Raw genomic sequence first — 20821 nt, forward strand, 5'->3', positions numbered from 1 at the left:
GAAGTAAGCGTACAGAGGAACAGAGCCAGACAGAGAAAGCAATGATATTTCAGCTCGCTTTCTCTGTCTGACTCTGTTCCTCTGTACGATCATTCTTTTCACTCGGGGAGCGCGCGAAAGCACTCCTCCAGCTCGCGGCGGGTGCGCTCGTCCAGGCGCAGCGACTCGGCGCGGACGCTGCTCTCCACGCTCTGGACGCGGCTGGCGCCGGGGATGGGGACCAGCGAGGGCGACGCGGCCAGGATCCACGCCAGCACCAGCTCCTCGGGCGTCGCGCCGCCGTACCGCCCGCCGATGGCGCGGATGTCCTCGCTTTCGCGCAGCAGCGCTACGCGCCGGCCGCCGCCCACGGGCGAGTAGGGAAGAAAGGTGATGGAGTTCTGGTCGCAGAACTGGATGATCCCCGTCTGCTCGGACGAGCGGTCCCACGGGTTGAAGCGGTTCTGCACCGACGTCACCGGGACGATGGCCAGCGCCGCCTGCACCTGCATCAGCGACACGTTGCTCAGCCCCACCGCCGCCACCTTTCCCTCCTCGTACAGCCGCGCGATCTCGGACACGCTGTCGGTAAAGCGCACTTTGGGATCGGGCGCGTGCAGCTGGTACAGGCCAATGCGGTCGGTCCCCAGCATCTTCAGGCTGTGCTCGCAGGCGCCGCGCAGGTGCTCGGGGCTGGCGTTGCGCTCCCAGCGCCCGCCGGGCCGCACCACGCCGCCCTTGGTGGCCACCAGCACGTCGTCGCCCGCGCCCATCTCCGCCAGCGCCTCGGCGATCAGCCGCTCGTTGTGGCCCGTCTCCGAGTCGTCCAGGCAGTACGAGTCGGAGGTGTCGATCAGGTTCACCCCCAGCTCCACCGCGCGCCGGATCACCTGCTTGGCCTGCGCGCGATCCGGCCGCCCCACGCTGCTGAGCGGCAGCCCCCCCAGCCCGATGCGCGCCACCCGCCGCCCCGTGCGCCCCATCTGCACCTGCTGCATCCGCCCTCCCGTTGTGAGGCGTCGTCCGGCTGGTTTTCGCGTTGATGCTGGCGTGAGGAACTGCAACTGCTGGAACTGAGGGTCTGGGCGTGTCCCTCCGCTGCGCTCCGGGCCGGGCTGCGCGCGCCGTAGGCAACGATACGACTGTTGCCAACGGCGCCGAGCCCCCGGCGCGCGCCACGGTACGACGCGTCGCCGAGGGTCTCGTGCATGGCGCGCCGGGTTCTCGGCCCTGCGGGCGCGCATCCCTCACGCAACGGCAGCCGCGATCGCGGCGTCGAATCCCGAACTCCGGCGGGCCGCGGACACACCTCGACCGTCCGGCCACGCCCGCCGTGCGCGAAGCGCCCATGACGGTGAAGCCCCGCCGGGCGAGCTCCGCGAGCCCGGGGCGGGGCTTGTGGCAGTTCCAGCCGCGGGCTTCAGCCCGCGGCGTCTTTCGCCGCGCCGCCTTTCGCCGCGGGCCCCTGCACCGCCTCCCACGTGATCCGCTCGAAGCGGCTGCCCAGAAAGCGGTCGCGCATCACGCGGAGGGCGGCCTTGCGCGCCTCCGCGTCCGTATCCGCCACCGTGGGCACCACGCCCCGCACCCGGTAGCTCACGCGGAACTCCTCCACGATGCGCCCCGGCTCGCCCATCCGCGACACGTCCGTCACCTCCACCGCCGCCTGCGGCCACAGCGCGCGGAGCTCCTTTTCCACCTGGTGCTCCGCGTCCGCCAGCCCGTACGCCGCCAGCTCCACCCGCCCGCCGCCGCGGATGCCCACCGCGTGCTCCACCCTAGCGCGGCGTGCCGATGCGGATGCTGTCGCGCGGCGCCGGGCGCGGCGGCGGGGCGAAGGTGTCCGTCTCGATCACCGGCGGCGGCGAGATGCCGCCCTGGCCCGCGGGGCCGGGCACGGGCTGGATGGGCGGCGCGGCCGTGGCCGGGCGCAGCACCTCCAGCATCCGCACGGCCCGCCGGCGGTCTTCCTGGTTCTGCGTCACCTCCACGAACTCGTCCAGCGCGCGCACCGCGCTGACGGTGTCGCCCATGGCCAGCCGCGCCTCGGCCAGGTGGCTGTACAGCAGGTCGTAGCGCCGGTCGATGCGGATGGTGGACTCCAGCAGCTCCGCCGCGTCCTCGTGCCGGCCCAGGCGAATGAGCGCCACCGCCATCTGGTCGCGGTACTCGGGGTTGCGGTCGTCCACCGCCACCGCGCGCTGAAAGAAGGTCAGCGCCACCGCCGGGTCGCCGGCGTTCAGAAAGCGCAGCCCCTCCATGCTGAGCGCCAGCGCGTCGGTGCCGTCGATGGTGTCCTGCTTCGCCGTGTCCACCACCGCCGTGTCCGCCGCCACCGGGCCCACGGACGGGCCGCGGTTCATCTGCTGCCACACCAGCCAGCCCGCAAGCCCGGCCACCGCCAGCAGCAGCACCCACACCATGGGGTGAATGCCGGTGCGCGGCTCCGCCTGGCGGCGGCGCGGCGGGTTGATCACCGGCGTGGCCGCGGGGCGTGCGGCCGGCGCGGGCGTCCCGCGCACCGGCGGCGGCGCCAGCATGGTCCGGTCGTCGTCGCCCGCGAACGCGGTGCGGTCCGCGTCCGCCAGCATGGTGCGGTCGTCGTCCACCACCCCGCCCGCGGCCGTGGCGGGGACGGCGGCGGCCAGCGGCGTGTCGGCGATGCGGCGCAGGGGCGAGCTCAGCGCGTCGGCCAGGGCGGTGGCGTCGGGGTAGCGCTGCGCGGGGTCCGGCTCCAGCGCGCGGCGGATGACCTGCTCCACCTCTTCGGGCACCTGCGGGTTGCGCGCGCGCAGGGCGGGGACGGGCACCTGCATCCCCGCGCCCATGCGGTTGCGGTCGGCGTCGGTAAACGGCCGCGTCCCCGTCAGCAGCTGAAAGCCCAGCGCGCCCAGGGAAAACACGTCGGACGCGGGCGTCAGCCGCGCCTCGCCCACCAGCTGCTCGGGAGACGCGTACGCGGGGGAAAGCGGCGCGCGGCCGTCGTGCGTCAGGCCGGCCGAGGCGGTGTCCTCCTCCGCCATCGCCTTGGCGATGCCGAAGTCCAGGACGCGCACCTGCATGTCGTCGCCCGCGCCCTGCTCCACCAGGAAGACGTTGCCGGGCTTTACGTCGCGGTGGATGAGCCCGGCGCGGTGGCCCACCGCCACGCCGCGCGCCGCGTGCTGCAGGACGCGCAGCGCCTCGGCCATGGGGGGCACGCCGCCGCGCTGCAGCCGCGAGGCCAGGTCCTGGCCCCGCAGCAGCTCCATGACGATGTAGTCCAGCCCCAGCTCTTCGTCGGTGCCGTAGTCGTAGACGGGGACCACGTTGGGGTGGTGCGGCAGCCGCGCGGCGGATGCCGCCTCGTGGCGAAAGCGCGCCCGCAGCCGCTCGCGCACCTCGGGGTCGTTGCCGGCGGAGGCGGTGATGACCTTTACCGCCACGGGGCGCCCCAGGCGCTGGTCCGTGGCGCGGTACACGGCGCCCATCCCCCCGCGCCCGATCACCTCTTCGATGCGGTAGCGGCCCGCCAGCTCCCGCCCCTTCAGCAGCGATTCCAGTCCCGCCATCAGCTCACGATCTGTTTACGTAGACGTCCGGGCACGTGCCCCGTTCGTGTTTGGTCGATAGGTACTGCTCAAATCGTACTTCAGGCGCGGCGAATTGCATCCCACTGCGTCCGCCGGGATGCCCCTCCCCCGGCCCCTCCCCGTTCGTTCCTCACGGAGAGGGGAGAATTCGATCGCGCTCCGGACGGCTCTGTCTATCCCCTGCCGAAGCACACCACCGCCCGTGCCGTTTATCCCCTCTCCCGCTTGCGGGAGAGGGTGCGGCTCTCGGGCCGCGGGGGAGGGCCCGCGCGCCCTACGGAAGCCCGATCCGCAGCGTGTCGCGCGGCGAGGTGTGCAGCATCACGGTGTCGCGCCAGCGGCCGTCGCGGTCGCGCACGCGGCGGCGCACGATGCCAGCGCCGCCGATCCGCGCGCGCTCGGTGATCCGCATCCCGTTCTCCGCGATGACGGTGTCCACCCCGGCGCCCACCTCCGGCGGCGTCCACCCGTCCCACGGCTGACCGGCGTCTTCCACCGGCGCCTCGTCCACCGGCTGCGTGTCTTCCCACTCGGCGGTGTCCCACGCGTCGGCGCCCAGACGGGCCAGCAGGGTCTCGGCCTCGTGGCGGCGCGCGTCGGAGGGGCCGATGGCCAGCAGCGCCTGCATGGTGGTGATGACGCCGGCCGTGTCGCCCTTCGCCAGCTGCGCCTCGGCCAGGTTGCTGTAGGCCACCTCGCGCTCCGGGTGCTGCGCCACCACCTCCTGCAGCGCCGCCAGCGCCTGGTCCGTGCGGCCGGCGCGCAGCAGGGCGTACGCGTGGTTGTTCATGTACTCCGCGTTCCCCGGCGCCTGCTGCATCGCGCGGCCGAAGTGCTCCAGCGCGCCGGCGTAGTCGCGGTCGCGAAAGCGGCGGATCCCCTCCTCGTTCTCTTCCACCGCGGTCAGGATGCGCGTGGGCGCCGCGGCGGAGGGCACCGTGCCCTGCGCCTCGCGCATGGCGGCGATCCCGTATCCGCCCGCCACGCCGCCAAAGGCCAGCACGCCGATGCCGGCCGCCTGCAGCGCGCGGCGCCGCACCTTTTTCCAGCGCAGCCGCTCCATCTCCCGGTCCAGCCCCGTGAGGTCGGGCGCGGCGTCCTTTCCCCGCCGGCGGAAGCCGAAGACGCTGCGCGGCACCTCCATCGTCACCGCCGACGCGCCCGCATCCACCACCTGCGTGGCGTCGTCCCCCGTGCGGGCGGCGACGGGTGCCGCGACGGTGGCGTCCGCCGCCAGGTCGGTGGCGCGGCGCAGGCGGCCGATGGCGCGGTGCAGCTCGGCCGCCATCTCGCCCGCGTCCTCGAAGCGCTCGGCGGGGTCGTCGGCCAGCGCCTTGAGGACGATGCGCTCCACGTCGCGCGGGATGGCGGCGTTGCGCGCCACCAGCGAGGGGACGGGGACGGGGAGGCCGCGGCGGCGCCGGTCCTGGTCCTGGCTGGTGAACAGCCGCGTGCGCGTCAGCAGCTCGAAGGCGACCACGCCCAGCGAGTACACGTCGGACGCGCGCGTCACCGCCTCGCGCCGCAGGTGCTCGGGCGGCGAGTAGAACTCGCTGCCGAACCACTCGCCGGGGAGGGTGAGGTGCGTGCGCGTCTCTTCGTCCTCGGCCTCGTCCAGCAGCTTGGCGATGCCGAAGTCCAGGATGCGCACCCGGGGCCGGACCGCGTCGCCTTCCAGGAAGATGTTGGCCGGCTTCAGGTCGCGATGCACCAGCCCCGTCTCGTGCCCGGCGGCCACGCCCAGCGCCGCGTCGCGCAGGATGCGGAGCGCCGTGCGCAGGGGGACGGGATCGTCCTGGCGGGCCAGCCGCTCGCGCAGGCTTTCGCCGCGCAGCAGCTCCATCACCAGGTAGTCCAGCCGCTCGGTGGCGCCGTAGTCCAGCACCGGCACCAGGTTGGGGTGCACGGGAAGGCGCGCGGCGACCTCGGCCTCGCGCTGAAAGCGCTGGCGCAGCCGCTGCACCTGCACGCCGGTCATCCCGCGCGGCGCGTCGAGCACCTTTACGGCGACCTCGCGCTCCCCGCGCAGGTCGGCCGCGCGAAGGACCACGCCAAAGCCGCCCTCGCCCAGCACCGACTCCAGCCGGTAGCGGTCGTCGAGCACGTGTCCGACAAGAAACTGCGCCAGCCCTGCCATGATTGCCTCACCAGGCGATGGGGTGTACCGCGCCCCTCATCCCCGCCCACTGAAAGGTAGTGCGTGAGTGCGGAAGTGCGTGAGTGCGTGAGTTCGCGTGTCCCGGACTACGCAGCCGGTTGCCAAACGTTTCGGGTACCCGCTGCCCGCGATCGAGTGCCGAGTGCTTCTGCCGTTCACTTCCGCACTCACGCACTAACGCACTAACGCACTAACGCACTAACGCACTCCCTCCCTCATCCAAACTGCGTCGCGTCCGGGTCCACCGCCGGCTCCGGCGGCACCACGTGCAGCTCCAGGCCGGTGCCGCCGCCGGACGGCTCCTTCTCCGCTTCCTTCGCGTCGTGGATGCGCACCACGGGGCCGTGGCCGCCAATGCGGATCGGCTCGCCGGGGGCCACCCACAGCCTGCTGTCGCCCATCCCCGCGAAGTCCAGGGGGCCGCTCCTGGCGTTGGCGCCGGGGACCTCGCGCTCGCCCACGTGGATGGCGTTCAGCCCCAGGTTGTACACGTCGAACCCGGCGCGGCCGTCGCGCTCGGCGTGCACCAGCGCCAGCTGCCGGCGGCTCACGTTGGGCGAGCCGGTAAGCTGGATGTCGCTGCGCAGCGCCGGGTTCTCGGCCGTGCGCCCCACCGTCGTCGTCCCCTGCGCGATGGGAAAGCGCTCGCGCTCGGTGCCGTCCGGGTCCTCCACCACCAGCTCGAAGCGGCCGGCGGGAAAGCCGGAGGACGCCGGGGCGGAAGCGGCCGGGGCCGCGATCCCCTCCACCCGCGTGGCGTCGGGGTCCATCAGCTCCGGGGCCCGGCCGGCGAACAGCGTCTCGCCGGCGGGCGGCACCGGCGGGCGCTCCGGCGCGGCCACCGTCAGCTCCAGCGGCCGCGCGGTTTCCCGCGGCGGCGGCGGAGGAGGCGGGGGGGGCGGCGCGGCGACGATGGGCTCCGGCTCGGGCTGGCCCACGGGCTGGATGCTGACGCGGAACAGCGGCGCGCCGCGGGTGCCCGCTTCCTTGAGGCGCACGCGGTAGTCGCGGTCGTACAGCGAGCCGTGCCGCATCACCGAGTCCGTCAGCTCCTCCTCGAGCTCCGCCGCCATCACCGCCACCGCCTGCGCCGCGTCGGGGCGCAGCGTGACCACCAGCGTGGTCAGCGGCAGCAGCTTCTGGTACTTCTCGGGGATCGCGCGCGAGTTGTCCCGGTCGATGGCGTCGCCCAGCGCCAGCTTGATCTCGGGGATGGCCTCGCGAAGAAACGAGTCCAGCAGCGGCTCTTCGCCGCCCTCGTGCGGGCGGCTGGCCGGGGTAAAGTCGGTCATGGCTGCTTCGTGGGAGTGGGGCGCGCGGCCCCGGTCGTGGCCCCTGTCGTCGTCTGCGCGGCGGCCGGCGCCTGCACCGGCGGCGCGGTGGTCCCGGCCGGGGGCACCGCGCCGGCCGCCACCGGCACCGAGTCCACCGTCAGCCCCATGCTGTCGTTGGGGACGGCGGCGCGGGCGCGCAGGGTGCGCACCTCGTTGCGCAGGCTGTCCACCTGGGCCGTGAGCGCGGGGTCGGCGCCGCGCGACTGGGTCGCGGCCCAGGCGGCGTAGGCGGCCAGGCCCAGCGCCAGCAGCGCCAGGACAAGGGCGATGCCGCCCGCCTTGGATGAGCGTCGGGGGCCGTTCACGTCTACCTCCGCCGGGGGATTGAACAGGTTGCGGGGCGCTTCGTCCGCCCGCAGGTCGTTGGGCCGCGGGGCCGTCTGCGCCGAAGCCGCCGCGGTCGTCGCGGCGGCCGCCATCACCGGGTCGCGGCGCGGGGGCGCGGGCATGGTGCCGCCGTCGCCGTCCAGCACGCGCACCGCCACGGCCGTGTAGTTGTCGTCCGGGCCCCGCTCCTCGACCTTGCGGGTGATGGACTGGCAGATGGCCTCGGACGAGGCGAGCGCCATGGCGTCGCCCAGCTCGTCCAGGCGCATGGCCTTGGTCACGCCGTCGCTCACCAGCAGGTACGTCCAGCCGGGGCGCACGGGAATCCACCGTGCCTCGGCCTCGCCGCCGCGGCCCACGGCGCGCTGCAGCTTGTTGCTTCCCGGCGAGTCGGGGATCTCGTCCAGCGCGATCTCGCCCGCCTCCCACCGCGCGTACGCCGGCGTGTGGTCGCGCGTCTCCAGCCGCACCGTGCCGTCGGGCGAGCGGCTGAGGATGCGCACGTCGCCCACGTGCGCCCCGATCCACCCCACCTCGCCGCCGCGGTCCACCGACAGCGCCATCAGCGCCAGCGCGCACCCCATCCCCCCGCGCTCGTCGGGCGCCTGCTGGGCACTGCGGGCCACCGCCTCGTCCGCCGCGCGCACGGCGTAGCGGGCGGCGTCCAGGCTGCGGATCTCCGTTCCGCTGGCCAGGGTGCTGAGCGCCGTGTCGGCGGCCAGCCGGCCGGCGCGCTCGCCGCCCATGCCGTCGGCCACGGCCACGAAGCCGCGGGTGGTGAAGGCGTCGACGGCGAAGGCGTCCTGGTTTTCCTTGCGCGGTCCCTGCGCGCTGGCGCCGGCCACGTCGAACAGCAGGCCGTGCAGCGGCACCGGCGGCAGCGCGCTCGTTGCGGCGTCGGTCATCGAATGCGGATTCCGGGTGCGTGCGGCTCGGCCGGCGGGGGCGCCAGCGCCTCGTCCATGATCTCTTCACGGGCCCTGCGGTGGCTGACCCCGGCAGCCAGGCCGACGGCGAAGGCGGAGGCCAGCAGCTTGGCGCCGCCGTGCGCCGCGAACGCCGTGGCCACGCCGGTCAGCGGGATCAGCCGGATTCCGCCCAGCGTCGCCAGCCAGAAGGGGATGCCGATCAGCATCGCCACCCCCGTCACCAGCGTTCGCTCGAAGGCGCCCGACTCGCGCGCCGCCGCGCTCAGCAGCTGCACCACGAACAGGGTGTACAGCAGCACCAGCGACACCGTCCCCGCCAGCCCCCAGTGGGTGGCGATGGCGGTGATGAAGCCGTCGTCGGCCGCGTTGGGCGCCGTCTCGGCGTGCCCGCGCCCCGGCCCCACGCCCAGCGTCCCGCCCTCGATGACGTTGGCGTCGAACAGCTTCATCTGGTGCAGCTTGGCCGCCCACGTCTCGCGCTGCGGCTCCGTCATCTCCGCCGGGTTCTTGTACGGATCGTACGCCAGCTCCAGGCGCGTGGCCGACCGCTCGTCCACGTTGAACGCGGCGAAGACGAGGGCGGCCCAGACCACCAGCATCAGCCCCGCCCACCATCCGCGCCGCGTCCCCACCAGCAGCATGGCCGCCATCGACCCGGCCAGGACGATGGACAGGCCCAGCTCGCGGATGATGAGAAAGGGGATGACGGGACCCGCGCCGTACAGGAACAGGTTCAGCAGCCGCCGCGGCTCCATGATGGCGCCGGGGCGGGCCAGGTTGTACGCGTCCTCGGCCAGCGTGGCCGCCCAGATCACGATGAAGATGGGAAGGAACAGCTCCCACGGCGTCATCCCCCCCACCTTGCCCAGTTCCGTGAACCCGATGGTCAGCACGAAGAACACGGCCAGCGTGGGGACGAACGGGATCAATCTTCGGTCGCGCACCCATCGCATCACGCCGGGCTCGCGCGAGAGCAGAAAGCCCACCAGCAGCGCGAACGGGGCGATGAAGACGGAAAAGTGCGCCGCCGAGCGCGCAAGGAAGCCGCGCGACCGGGCCTCGCGCTGCACCGCGTTCTCGAACGGGTCCGGCATCTCGGGCGGGTTGCCCTGGTAGACGACCTGCTTGCGCTCTTCGCTGTACGTCCGCTCGATGGTGGACAGCCGCGCCCGCGTGGCCTTGAGGTCGTTGGCCCGCGCCCGCGCGCCGCCGCTGGCCTGGTACGCCGGGTCGGTAAAGATCTGGAACTGGGTGGGCCGGGTCAGGCTGAAGATGAGGATCGGCAGCACCACCAGCGCCCACTGCCCCCGGTACCCCAGCTGGCGCAGCGCCACCAGGACGGCGATCCACGCCGCCAGCGCCACCCCGTCGCGGATGAAGGTGCCGCCCGCCCCCGGCGAGGTGCCGTGGATGGGCCACACGCCGCGGACGATGGAAAAGTGCGCGGCCACGTAGAAGGCGGACGCCAGCAGCAGCCCCCACCACAGGAAGCCCGGCACCACCCGCCCCGCGCGCTGCTCCGACGGCAGGTTGTGGGGCTTGATGCGGACGGTGACGCCCTCCGGCGCCACGGCGGCGGGTGCGCGCCCGCGGCGGAACAGGTCGCGGATGGCCATCAGCGCCCCCCCCGCGCGCCGGCGGCCGACGCGACGCCGCGGGCCGGAGCGTCGCTCTCCCCGCTTCCCGGCGTGGTGATCTGGGGGTGCGACGCCATGAACTTCGTCATCTCGCCGGCGATGGAGGCGGGGATGCGGCCGCCCTGCCCGCCGCGCTGCAGGTAGACCACGACCGTGTAGCGGGCGCGGCCGTCGGGGCCGTACATGAGCCCGGCGAACCAGGCGTCGGGGCGGGGGGCGTTGGCCACGTCGGCCGTCCCCGTCTTGCCGCCCAGGTCCCACCCGGTGTTGGCGAAGCGCGCCTTGGCCACCTGCGCCGTGCCGGAGTCGACCACGCTCAGCATGGCCTCCTGCAGCTTGCGCGAGGTGGTTTCCTTCATGATGCGCCGCCCCTCGCCGCGCTTGTCCATCCGGTCCCACTCGATGGTGGGCGGCAGCATGACCCCGTTGTTGCCGATGGCCTGCAGAAAGCGCGAGATGGAGAGCGGCGTGACGTCCACCGGCCCCTGCCCGATGGCGATCTGCCCCCACTCGTGCGCGGTGAAGCGCGAGGCGAAGCGCACGCGGATGGGCGGCGGCGTCATCCGCTGCGCCCAGGCGGCGTTGTCGGTGTTCCAGAACGGCTCGTCCGAGGCCGACGGCAGGCCGGTGGAGTAGGTGACGAAGCCGAAGCGCTGGTAGGCGTCGCGAAAGGCGTCCACCCCCAGCCGCTCGCGCATCTCCAGCGCCATGCGCACCGCCGCCGTGTTGCAGCTCACCGTCAGCATCCCCGTGGGGATGGTGATGGACGCGTACTCGTGGCTTTCGAAGTTGCGGATGCGCGCTCTGCCCGTCTGGATGTACGGTGGGCAGGGCATGCGGGTGTCGGGGAGCCCCGCCTCCCACCAGAGCGCGGCCACGGCCAGCTTGAAGACGGACCCCGGCGGCGCGTAGCGCTTGACGCCGAACGGGGGGTCTTCGGCCCGCCCGCTGGCGGCGTAGGCGACCACGGCCCCCGTCTGCACGTCCTGGACGATGACGGCGCCGTTCAGGTTGGTGGCGTCCAGCAGCCGCCAGGCGGCGCGGGTGGGCTCGGCGCACACCGTCAGCCGCAGGTCGGTGCCCGCGCCGTGCAGCTCGCCCTGCTCGGCGAAGCGCTCGGGCGCGCGCAGGTGTTTGGCGAACAGGCGCTCCACGGTGTAGTCGCGGTCTTCCGCGCCGGTTCCGCCGCCCAGGAAGTTGGCCCCCGCCTCGCCCAGCGGGTACACGCGCTGCACCTCGCCGTCGCGCAGGCCGTAGCGCGCCAGGGCGCGGCCGTCCTCGCCGGTGCAGTCCAGGATCCACCCGCGCACCTCGCCGCGGTTGCGCTCCGCCTCGCGCGGGTCGCCGTACCGCCGCCAGGCCATGCGGCCGGCCTCGATCTCCTCGGCGTTCCACAGCAGGCGGGCGTGGCCCCAGGTGTACACGCCGGCCAGCAGCAGCATGCCCAGCGCCAGGCGAATGGCCCAGCGCTCGCGGCGCTCGCGGAGGGCGGCGCGCACCCAGCGGGCGAGCGCGATGAGCGCCCCCGCGCCAAACGCGATCACCACCCCGCGAAGGATCCAGTCGAGTACGGTATCCAGCACGTTGGGTTCAGCCGGCGTGGGTCAGGCGCAGCACCGTGTTCCCCATCCGCAGTGTGTCGCCCACGTTCAGGGCGCGCTCCTGGTGGGGGGGAAGGGGCTGCTCGTTGACGAAGGTTCGGTTCTTGGAATCCAGGTCCGTCACCGTCACCCGCCCGCCGCGCGCGGTGACGCGGGCGTGGCGGCCCGACATGTAGCGGTCGCCCGTGGCCTGCACCCCGGGCTCGGGCTTGCGCCCCAGCGTGACCTCGCCGTCGATGCGCACCGGCTCGCGCAGCGTTTCGGAGCTCACCACCTCCAGCACCGCGCCGCCGCCTCCCATCGGTGCGCCGCCCCCGCCGTGCACCGGGGCGGCGGCGTAGGCGGGCGCGGGTGCGGGCGCGGCCGGCTCGGGGACCAGGGCGCGGTCGGGACGGGGCGCGTTGCTGGCGCCCGCGGGCTCGGCGCGCGGGGGCTCCAGCCCCAGCGGCTTTACGTGGGCGAACTCGCGCTTGGTGTCCAGCACCACCACCTCGACCCGCAGCCCCGCACGGGCGATGCCGTTGTCCTGGGCCCACTGCGCGCTGAAGCGCCGCAGGTGGTCCGCCTCGTCGCGGGCCCACAGGCTGGGGTTCATCCCGGGCGGCACCAGGTCGGTGCTCACGTACACGCGCAGGTCCGGCGCGGTGCGGCGGTCCGCGTAGCGCCGCAGGGCCTCGCGGACGCCGTCCTCCAGCTGCTGCCGGAGCGAGGGGCGCAGTAGCTTGCGAAATGCGTTGATCATCGTGGTCCGGATTCGTGGGTCGCCGGGGCCGCCCTGCCGCAATATCAGGACCGGCGGAGCGGCGGGGCAAGCGCCCACCCGGAACTACGATGAACGGAGGATGAAGGTTGCGGGCGTTCGGCGGGTGGATCACGGCGCCCGTGGCCGGCGGCTGCCGCGGGCCGGGCGCGGCGGTTTCGCGCGGAGGGCGCGGAGGGAAGGAGAGAGGACGCGGAGGCCGGAAGAAGGGACTCGGCGATTCCGGGGAATGGGGGCGAGCCGTCCTCGCACCAGCACTCCTGAGCGCATCGAGCAAATGCCCCCGAGCAACGCTGCCAGGGGCATACCGACCGCGCCGCCGGTGTTAGGTGCCGCGCGCGAACTGGCCGCGCCAGTTCTCGTGCGGGATGATGGTCGGCTGGCCCTCCTTGCGGATCACCAGCGGCCGGTCGATGCCGCCGGCGTGGAAGTAGCTCACCCGGCCGTAGTGCTCGCTCCTCGTGGTGGCCCCGCAGATCTCGTCTGGCCGCCTTGGTTCCACCCTGCGACGTGCCGTCCTACGGAGGAACAATGTGCGGGCGCACCCTGCTCATCCGCGAAGCCTCGGATTACATACACGAAGCACCAGACCACGAACCCAGCCATCTGTGCAACTGGAGGACTTTGTAGATGGCGAGGTATTGCTTGCCCCTGAAACTGTAGTTCCGGAAATCGGCATCGGCAGGGCACCACATGCGTCCACGCATCTGCCTTGCACAAACTGCACAAGAACGGGAACTACTACAAGCTTACGAGGGACGATGTCGCAGCGATGTCTGGTTCCATCCTGCGCTCTGGGTAGCAGTGTAGGTGAAAGGGGTGTTCAACAAAGATCCGGAGCGTTGAGGGCAGTCGGACAGGGCACCGGGAAAAGTCAGCGTAAAAGTATATGTCTCTCCTGCGCTGATGCCTGCTCCCAGGAACTTGGACAGACTAAAGCTCCGCCCAAATCATATGTGACATCGGTTTGTTCCGATGATCCAGCCAAACATGCGGCAGCCTTGCCGGGCAGCGACCCGTTTTGAGCTGCTTTGCGCTTGCTGCGGCTTGACTTACGACGTCGGAGGCACAGGAGTACTCCAGAGAGCATCCCAACCGGGTGGATCCAGTCCTGGACCAGCAACGACCTCAAGGCCGTCTGTACCAAGCATTGTCCAACTGTGGGGCCTGCCTGCATCCGAATCGCTGAACACCACAAGGTGCATGTCACCTGAGAATGAGACACGAAGATCCCAAGCTGGAGGCACAGCGAGGCATCTTTCGACGGTACGACCCACCAGTCCCTCAATGCAGCGGGTCATCTCCCCGCTGACGGAATTATCCGCGTTCCAGTCGCAGATCACTTCGGCCTCGCGCTCCAATCGCCATGGAGAATTGATCAAGAGGCTGCGCCAGCCTTGGGGCGCAGAGTCTTCCATCTGGTGCGGTCCTCGCCCCAGTTGGCCGATGTCGATCAGCAGTATGGAGCCGACTGAGTTCAGGACTGCGGTGCATTCTTGACCCGTAAGCCCATCCAGCAGTTCCTGCAGAGACAAATTGCTTGCGTTCATGGTTCGCGCACCCATTTGCTATGACCAGCCACGTCGTCGGCCACGCCGTCCATCACATCATCGGTGATCTCTTCGCCGGCTTTCTTCAGCTTACCAAGGCGGCGGTGAAACTCCTGCTGTCCCGCCCTGTTCAGGTTGTGTGTTTGTACAAAGTAGTCTGACCCGCGGTTCTCAGCAGAGTTGCCTCCGCCCCTCCCCGCACGCGCCATACGCAGGACCCCCATCCCTGCGTCGAGCGCAGATCCGACGAACGCACCTGCGGCCGCACCGGCTTTGGCCCGCCGGCTGCGCCAGCGCTTACGCACACGACAACTCCCGGTCCTGTTTCGGCGCAGACGAGCCCCGCCGCACCGCCGAGGATTGCTCCGCCCCCACTACCCAAGATCGTCCCCATGAGAGTGAAGTAGCCAGGAGGGCAATCTGAAGGGTCAAGCTGATTCGTATCTGGAATTCCCGGGCACAACCCATACGGATCACTATATGTGACCGGGTCTCCCGCCGCGAAGCCGTAGGCGTTCAACCCGCCCGCCAGCCCGATTGGATCCGTCGCGTGAACTGGCCGGTGCCGGGGTCGTAGTAGCGGTTGCGCATGTACATCTGGCCGCTGGCGTCGCGCATGCCGTCGACCAGGCCGCCGAACCAGGTGCGGATGTCGGGGCCGCCGCCGCTGCGCTGGTGTCAGGCGTTGGTGCGGTGGCCGGGCCAGTTGACCTGCGTGCAGCCGGTGGTCTGGCCGGAGCCGCAGTCGCTCACCGCGCCGCTGGTGTAGGTGCCGCGTGAGAACTGGCCGCGCCAGTTCTCGTGCGGAATGATCGTGGGCTGGCCCTCCTTGCGGATCACCAGCGGCCGGTCAATGCCGCCCGCGTGGAAGTAGCTCACTGGCTGCGGTACAGGCCCGTGCTGTACGGGGTTTCACGGCTCTCGCGCGCCGAGCGTTGTAGCTGCCCAGCAGGTTCACGTCGTCATCAATCTACGGGACCACCATACGTATGTTCGAATTCGAGAGCGCCCAATTTCCTCGCTACCGGATCGTAAATGATTCCGAAGTAGCCTGTGCCACCATCACAAACTGTCACAGGAGTGAATCGCCAGAAATCTGGATTCAACTCGCCCCGCTGGTGCCGGGCCGGAGATTGCGCATAAGAGCGCTGCACCATATCGATGTAACCCTCATGGAATCCGTTAACGTAGATGAGTTTACGGTCATTTTGCACAATGCCGAAGTATTGTCTGTAATAGCGGTCCGGGTGCAACGCAGTGCTGGGATTCACACGCCTGAGTTCCGATGACAGAATACGTGGCAGCATCGAATCGATCCGCTGTATCTCACCTGCATCCGGCGTCCAGAATCCACTTACCCCCGCAGTGGTGGACACGCGGCATGGCTGCCATGCATGCATACTGTCGGGCTCTAGGACGGCTCCTCGCTCAGGACGAAAGCTGATGGAGCCGTCACCATCACGACCGCGCGAGCAACTCCATACCGATACGCAGATCAAGGCTGTCAAGACAGCACGCAAGGAGGCGCGCATCATTCCTGAAATCCCTTTATCGGCACAAAGACCCTGGGTACTCATGGGAAGGGCGCCTCCCGCAGCCACCTCGCGCTGTGCGGTAGAGGTTCTCCATCTCAACGGATGGTCCATCATGACCCCGGTTGTGCGCTCTGCCATTGGCCCCTCCAAGCTCATGAGCGAGTTTTGTTTCTGGTGATATCCCATAGCGTCGTCCCGGCTCAACATCTACCTGAACGACATAGGTGCCGTCAGATCTGCGGAACTCGTGTCCTCCCAATAGATCCGCGTCGGTCCCGTCCAGATGATCCTGAATGTCAATTTCATACATCTCTGGTGCATTCCACATCTTCCACAGACGCCCGAGGAACGCAGTTGCGGCATTTAGCTGTTCAGGCGAGTTGCTGAGCCTGAGCGTCGTTTTTGCATTGATCACCATGGTGTTCCACACCCGCTTGCCTGCATTCTGGTCCCCACCGAACCTGATTGAATCGGCGCTCAACCCGTAGGGATCACCATATGTGACTGGGTCCCCGTTGGCGAAGCCGTACGCATTCAGCCCACCCGCCAAGCCAATCGGGTCCGTCTGCGTGAACTGGCCGGTGCCGGGGTCGTAGTAGCGGTTGCGCATGTACATCTGGCCGCTGGCGTCGCGCATGCCGTCCACCAGGCCGCCGAACCAGGTGCGGATGTCAGGCCCGCTCCCGCTACGCGCGTGCCAGGCGTTGGTGCGGTGGCCGGGCCAGGCGATGGCGGTGCAGCCGGTGGTCTGGCCGGAGCCGCAGTCGCTCACCGCGCCGCTGGTGTAGGTGCCGCGCGAGAACTGGCCGCGCCAGTTCTCGTGCGGAATGATCGTGGGCTGGCCCTCCTTGCGGATCACCAGCGGCCGGTCGATGCCGCCCGCGTGAAAGTAGCTCACCCGGCCGTGGTACGGCCCGGTCGTGTAGGCTGCCTCCAGGTTCGCGCCCGGCTTGCTGTCCAGCCGCAGCTCCCACAGCAGCTGGTCGCCGGACCACACGAACCGCGTGACGTGGCTGACGCACGCCCCCGACCCGCCCCCGCTGCACAGGTCGTCGCGGTTGCTGCGCACCAGCACCCGCCGGCCCAGCGGGTCGTAGCGGTACTCCTCCCACACGCCCTGCTTCGCCACCGTGTTTCCGCCCGTCAGCACGTTCTCCTGGAAGTACCGCAGGCGCTGGTCGGCGGAGTAGAACGACTTGCTGCGCGCGTGCCGCACCACGCCCATCTGCAGGCTCGAGAGCGCGCCGTACACCTCGTGCACGCCCATGGCGGCGTTGCCGCTGGCGTCGTACGTACGGGTCGTCGTCTCGGGATAGAACACGTCGTTCTGCGGGTTCTCGGCCTCGGCCTTGGCTACCCGCGACACCCGGCCCACGCCCGGCTGGTACATCGTGACGTACGAAGGCAGCCGGGGGCGGTTGATCTGGGCGCCGGCGCGGCGCCAGTACACGTTGCCCAGCGGATCCGTGCCGAACTCCTCGGCCTGGAAGCCGGCGTTGTCGACGTTCTCCCAGTCGGTTGCCGCCAGCATCCCCAGGGCCGAGTACCACTGGTAGTACTGGCTGCCCCCGTTGTTCACCTCCAGCACCTTGCCGCGCGCGTCGTAGACGAAGCGCTCGTCGTGCAGCGTCAGGCCCGCCGCGGTTTCCAGCCGCCGCGTCCTTCGCCCCTCGCGGTCGTACTCCGTCGCGTCGCTGAAGCCCGGGCCGGTCAGCACCGTCCGCTGCCCGGCGTTGTCGTACTGGAACCCGAACGCGTTGCCGAAGCGGTCGGTGGCGGTTTCCAGCGCGCCCGTCACCGGGTGGTAGGCGTACTGGTCCACCGCCGTGCTCCCCGCCAGGTTCTGCGGGTGCTTGAGCCAGGTGGTGCGCCCCAGCACGTCGTACCCGTACTCCACCGCGTACACGTGCTGGCCAAAGTCCACGCCGTTGTAGGTGCGCAGGCGCAGCACGTCGGTCTTGAGCGCCCCGTTGCGGTAGTACGCCCGCTCCACGATGGCGTCGCCGTTCTCCGCCTGCACCATCCGCCCGATGGAGTCGTAGCGGAAGTACGTCCATTCCTCCGGGATCACCAGCGCGCCGTTCGTGGCGTTGGGATAGCGGGGAAACGCGTCCTCGCAGTTGTTCGAAGGATAGCAGACCTTCGCGTAGCTGACCGCCGGCACCCTGCGCTGCACCACCCGTCCCAGCACGTCGTAGCTGGTGCGGATGGTGTCGCCCCTCCCGGTGGACCACCACACCACGTTGCCGCCCCGGTCGTAGCCGTACCGCTGCACCTGCGTGCCGTCGTCCTCCAGCGTCTTGCGCCCGGCCGCGTCGTACTCGTACCGGGTGACCAGCGTGCCCACGTCCGCCGGGTCCGGCGTGGCCCAGCGCTCCACCTGCAGCACGGCGCCCTCCGCGTCGTACTGCGTGCGGACGGTGAGCGACTCCTGCGGGCTGTCGGCGGGGTCGATGCGTCCCGTGGCGCGCGGATCGTGGGCGACCGCCGGGCCGGTGGTGATGGTCAGCGTGTCGCGTCCCGCGGCGTCGTAGCGGATCTCACGCCGCACGCCCGTCTGCGCCAGCGTCGCCAGCGAGCGGGCGCCGGCCGTGTCGACCGGCGTGTACACCACCGAGTCGCGTCCCAGCCCGTCGCGCAGGTGCCGGGTCAGGAAGCCGGTGGGGCTCAGGGTCCACGACAGGTTGCCCTGCGCGTCGTAGACCAGCGAGTCGCGCGCGACCCCCGCGGCCGTGGCCGGCGAGCGCACCGACGCCAGCTGCCCCGCGTGCGCGTGCCCCGCCGGATACCAGGTAAAGGTGGTGGCGGTGGCGGTGTTCTCGCCCTGGCGCTGCGAGACGACGTTGCCGGTGGCGGGGTCGTACGCCGTGTGCGCGTGGCCCACCAGCTGGGTGGCGGCGCCGGTGGCGGGGTCCACCGAGAACCGCGAGACGCGGGTGGGCGCGTTCCACCTGTCGTCGTACGCGTAGGTGGTGAGCGCGTCGCGTCCGTCGCCCAGGGGGTTGAAGGTCCGCAGCGAGTCCACCCGCCCCCGTGTGTCGTAGTGGGCGCGGCTGCGTATGCCCCCGGGCGCCAGCACCTCGGTGGCCAGCGCGGGAAAGCGCGGGTCGCCGTGCGTGACGATGGTCTCGCCGCCCATTCCGTCGCGAATGCGCCGCGGCGCGCCCCACGGCCCGTGCCAGACGTAGGTGACGTCCGCCACGTCGGTGCGCGGGCCGTCGATGCGCGAGTACGCCATGGGCGCCATGTACAGCCCCGTCAGCCCCTTCGACTCGATGGGATCGAGGCCGGTCTTGAGGGTGTCGGCGGCGGTCAGCGGCAGCCACGTGCCGGAGAGGCGCCCCCCCGCGCCGTACAGGAAGCGCTGGCTCACGTTGCGCCGGTCGGTGCGGTAGGTGACCAGCCGCGGGAGGGTGCTGCTGGTGTAGCTGAACCGCACCGGCACGCCGTCGGGGGCGGTGATGGAGGTGACGCGCCGGTCGGCGTGGGCGTGCGCCAGCGTCACCGTGCGCGCCGGCGCGGTGGGCGTGGTGGCGCTCACCTGCTTGAGCCGCGGCTGGCCGCCGTACGTGTCGTAGGTGAACACGTACGCGGGCGCCGGGCCGCTCCCCGCGCCGGGCACGGTGATGGAGGCCAGGCGGCCGTCGGTCCACTGGAACAGCGTCTCCTGCCCCAGCCGGTTCACCGTGCGCACCGAGTGTCCGCTGGGGCCGATCTCCACCCGTCCGCCCCCCGGCAGCCAGCGCGTGTAGATGGCCGTGGTGGCGTTGGGCCAGTGGCGGGTGATGGTGTCGGGCGCGCCGGCGGGGTTCTGCGCCGTCCACCGCTCGGGGACGCCGGGGGTGCTGGCGAACACGCGCGTGCTGCCGTCTCCGCCCACCCACAGCAGGCTGTCCCCACCGCGGTGGCAGTTGATGCAGTGCAGGCTTTCCACCCCGGCCACCCACCATCCCGATCCAAAGGGCGAGGCGGACCGGTCCACCACCGTCAGCGTCCCCTTCAGGACCGCGCCCGGAACGCGGGTGGCCCCGTAGCGGTTCACCACCTGCAGGGTGTAGGGGTACACGCCCGTCTGCGCCGCGCTGTAGCCCACGGCCACGCGGCGGGTGCTTCCCGCGTACCAGCTGGAGACCGGGAAGGTCCTGGTGACGGTGGCGCCGTTCTCCAGCGTAAGGACCACGTCCAGCGAGTCGGGCGGAAGCACGCCGGCGCCCAGCGTGACGTCCACCTGGGCCACCGGGTACGGCTGCGCATGCTGGCTGTTGTACATCAGCACCGGCTGCCACGCGCGGCCCCGCGTGCGGTGCGGCGGAAGCGCGTGCGCCAGCCGCAGGTCGCCGCACTCGTACGCCGCGCCCCCGCCCAGCGACACCGTCAGGCACTGGTCGCGGGCCACGATGGGGCCCGAGCTCAGGTTCACCAGGGTGGCCAGCGGCGCGCCCTGCGCCTGCGGCGTTCCGCTGCCGCTCATCAGCGCCACCTCCATCCAGCCGGTGTCGTGCACGCCCGCGTTCTGCGTGTGCGCAGCGGCCAGCCGCACGCCCACGGCCTCACCCGTGAGCGTGCCCGAAAACGTCACCGTCACCGCCTGCGTGCCGCCGGCGGGCACCGGTGCGCTGGCGGGGCTGGCGGTGCAGACGGGAAGCGAGGCGCCGCCCGGGGCGCGGCAGGCGGGGGTGAAGGCGAAGGTGGCGGGCGCCGTCCCCGTGTTGCGGACCGTGAAGGTGGTGCTGCGGGTGGTCCCGCTGAACAGCTGGGTGAACTGGTGCTTGGGCGTCACTTCCACGCCCGGGATGGCCAGCGTGTAGGTTGCGGCGGCCTCGGGGCACGTCGTTACCGGGTAGTGGCTGTCGCACACCGTCGCGGTCACCGTGCCCGTGGGCGCGGCTGGCGTCAGGGGCACGGTTCCGCTCAGCACCAGCTGCCGGTCGATCCACCCGTTGGGCCACTCGATGAGCTCCACCGTGGGGCTGCCCTGCGGCTGGCCGTTCACCCGCACCTGAAAGGTGGCGTCGACCAGCCCCCTGTCGTAGTCGCTGGCCCGCACCGTGAACGGCACGTACGGCTGCGAGGTGAAGAACGAGGACGGATTCAGCGTGATCTCGGGCGAGACCTCGCACCCGTAGCCGGTCTGGCTCCCCTCCCAGGGGGGCGTGCAATAGTCTCCCTGCGCCGCCGCGGGACGCGCGCAGAGGGCAAGGATGAACGAGGCGCAGCAAAGCAGAACGGCCCGCGTGCGGCGGGTGATGAAAAAGGACGGCATCGTTCGGGGAGTGGGCGGACGGGGGGGAGACGCTGCGGAGGGCCCGCGGAAAGCCTGGCGTGACTCGCACGCCATTGTTCAATGTACGGGCACGCGCGGTTGTGTCAAAGGGGCGGTGCGTCGGCGGGGCGTGCCCGGTTGTGGACCCCCGGGCCGCGACGCAGATTGGCGGGGCG

Annotated in this window: 13 protein-coding genes; all 13 read right to left on the bottom strand. The window is 71.2% G+C overall.

Annotated features, from left to right (window positions below; all coding sequences use genetic code 11):
- Positions 1-98: 98 nt before the first annotated feature.
- Complete coding sequence (locus tag VGC13_RS15105) at positions 99-977, bottom strand: aldo/keto reductase (protein ID WP_331126095.1); 879 nt, start codon at positions 975-977, stop codon at positions 99-101.
- 422 nt (positions 978-1399) lie between these two features.
- A complete protein-coding gene (locus VGC13_RS15110) occupies positions 1400-1756 on the bottom strand; it encodes a hypothetical protein (RefSeq protein WP_331126096.1) in 357 nt (118 codons plus the stop codon).
- Between the two features lies 1 nt (position 1757).
- Positions 1758-3530 carry a serine/threonine-protein kinase gene (locus VGC13_RS15115; protein WP_331126097.1) on the bottom strand — a complete coding sequence of 591 codons (1773 nt, stop codon included), beginning with the start codon at positions 3528-3530 and terminating at the stop codon, positions 1758-1760.
- Between the two features lie 295 nt (positions 3531-3825).
- Positions 3826-5688 carry a protein kinase domain-containing protein gene (locus VGC13_RS15120; protein WP_331126098.1) on the bottom strand — a complete coding sequence of 621 codons (1863 nt, stop codon included), beginning with the start codon at positions 5686-5688 and terminating at the stop codon, positions 3826-3828.
- Positions 5689-5924: 236 nt separating this feature from the next.
- The gene (locus VGC13_RS15125) at positions 5925-7001 is read right to left on the bottom strand and encodes a hypothetical protein (protein WP_331126099.1); all 1077 of its coding nucleotides are present in this window, start codon (positions 6999-7001) and stop codon (positions 5925-5927) included.
- The gene (locus tag VGC13_RS15130) at positions 6998-8275 is read right to left on the bottom strand and encodes a PP2C family serine/threonine-protein phosphatase (protein WP_331126100.1); all 1278 of its coding nucleotides are present in this window, start codon (positions 8273-8275) and stop codon (positions 6998-7000) included. Before VGC13_RS15130 ends, VGC13_RS15125 begins: the two co-directional genes overlap by 4 nt.
- Positions 8272-9915, bottom strand: coding sequence for an FtsW/RodA/SpoVE family cell cycle protein (locus VGC13_RS15135; RefSeq protein ID WP_331126101.1), 1644 nt, complete (start codon positions 9913-9915; stop codon positions 8272-8274). The genes VGC13_RS15130 and VGC13_RS15135 overlap by 4 nt, the downstream gene beginning before the upstream one ends.
- Positions 9915-11519 carry a penicillin-binding transpeptidase domain-containing protein gene (locus tag VGC13_RS15140; RefSeq protein ID WP_331126102.1) on the bottom strand — a complete coding sequence of 535 codons (1605 nt, stop codon included), beginning with the start codon at positions 11517-11519 and terminating at the stop codon, positions 9915-9917. The genes VGC13_RS15135 and VGC13_RS15140 overlap by 1 nt, the downstream gene beginning before the upstream one ends.
- A gap of 7 nt (positions 11520-11526) precedes the next feature.
- Positions 11527-12279 carry an FHA domain-containing protein gene (locus tag VGC13_RS15145; RefSeq protein ID WP_331126103.1) on the bottom strand — a complete coding sequence of 251 codons (753 nt, stop codon included), beginning with the start codon at positions 12277-12279 and terminating at the stop codon, positions 11527-11529.
- A 1564-nt stretch (positions 12280-13843) separates the two neighbouring features.
- Positions 13844-14152 carry a hypothetical protein gene (locus tag VGC13_RS15150; protein ID WP_331126104.1) on the bottom strand — a complete coding sequence of 103 codons (309 nt, stop codon included), beginning with the start codon at positions 14150-14152 and terminating at the stop codon, positions 13844-13846.
- A 373-nt stretch (positions 14153-14525) separates the two neighbouring features.
- On the bottom strand, positions 14526-14726 hold the full coding sequence (locus VGC13_RS15155) for a hypothetical protein (RefSeq protein ID WP_331126105.1): 201 nt from the start codon (positions 14724-14726) through the stop codon (positions 14526-14528).
- An 86-nt stretch (positions 14727-14812) separates the two neighbouring features.
- A complete protein-coding gene (locus tag VGC13_RS15160) occupies positions 14813-15424 on the bottom strand; it encodes a hypothetical protein (protein ID WP_331126106.1) in 612 nt (203 codons plus the stop codon).
- Positions 15396-20645: an RHS repeat-associated core domain-containing protein gene (locus VGC13_RS15165; protein ID WP_331126107.1), complete on the bottom strand. Its 5250-nt coding sequence runs from the start codon at positions 20643-20645 to the stop codon at positions 15396-15398. The genes VGC13_RS15160 and VGC13_RS15165 overlap by 29 nt, the downstream gene beginning before the upstream one ends.
- Between the last annotated feature and the right edge of the window lie 176 nt (positions 20646-20821).

The organism is Longimicrobium sp. (genome assembly GCF_036399255.1).
In the GTDB taxonomy this organism is placed as follows: Bacteria; Gemmatimonadota; Gemmatimonadetes; order Longimicrobiales; family Longimicrobiaceae; genus Longimicrobium.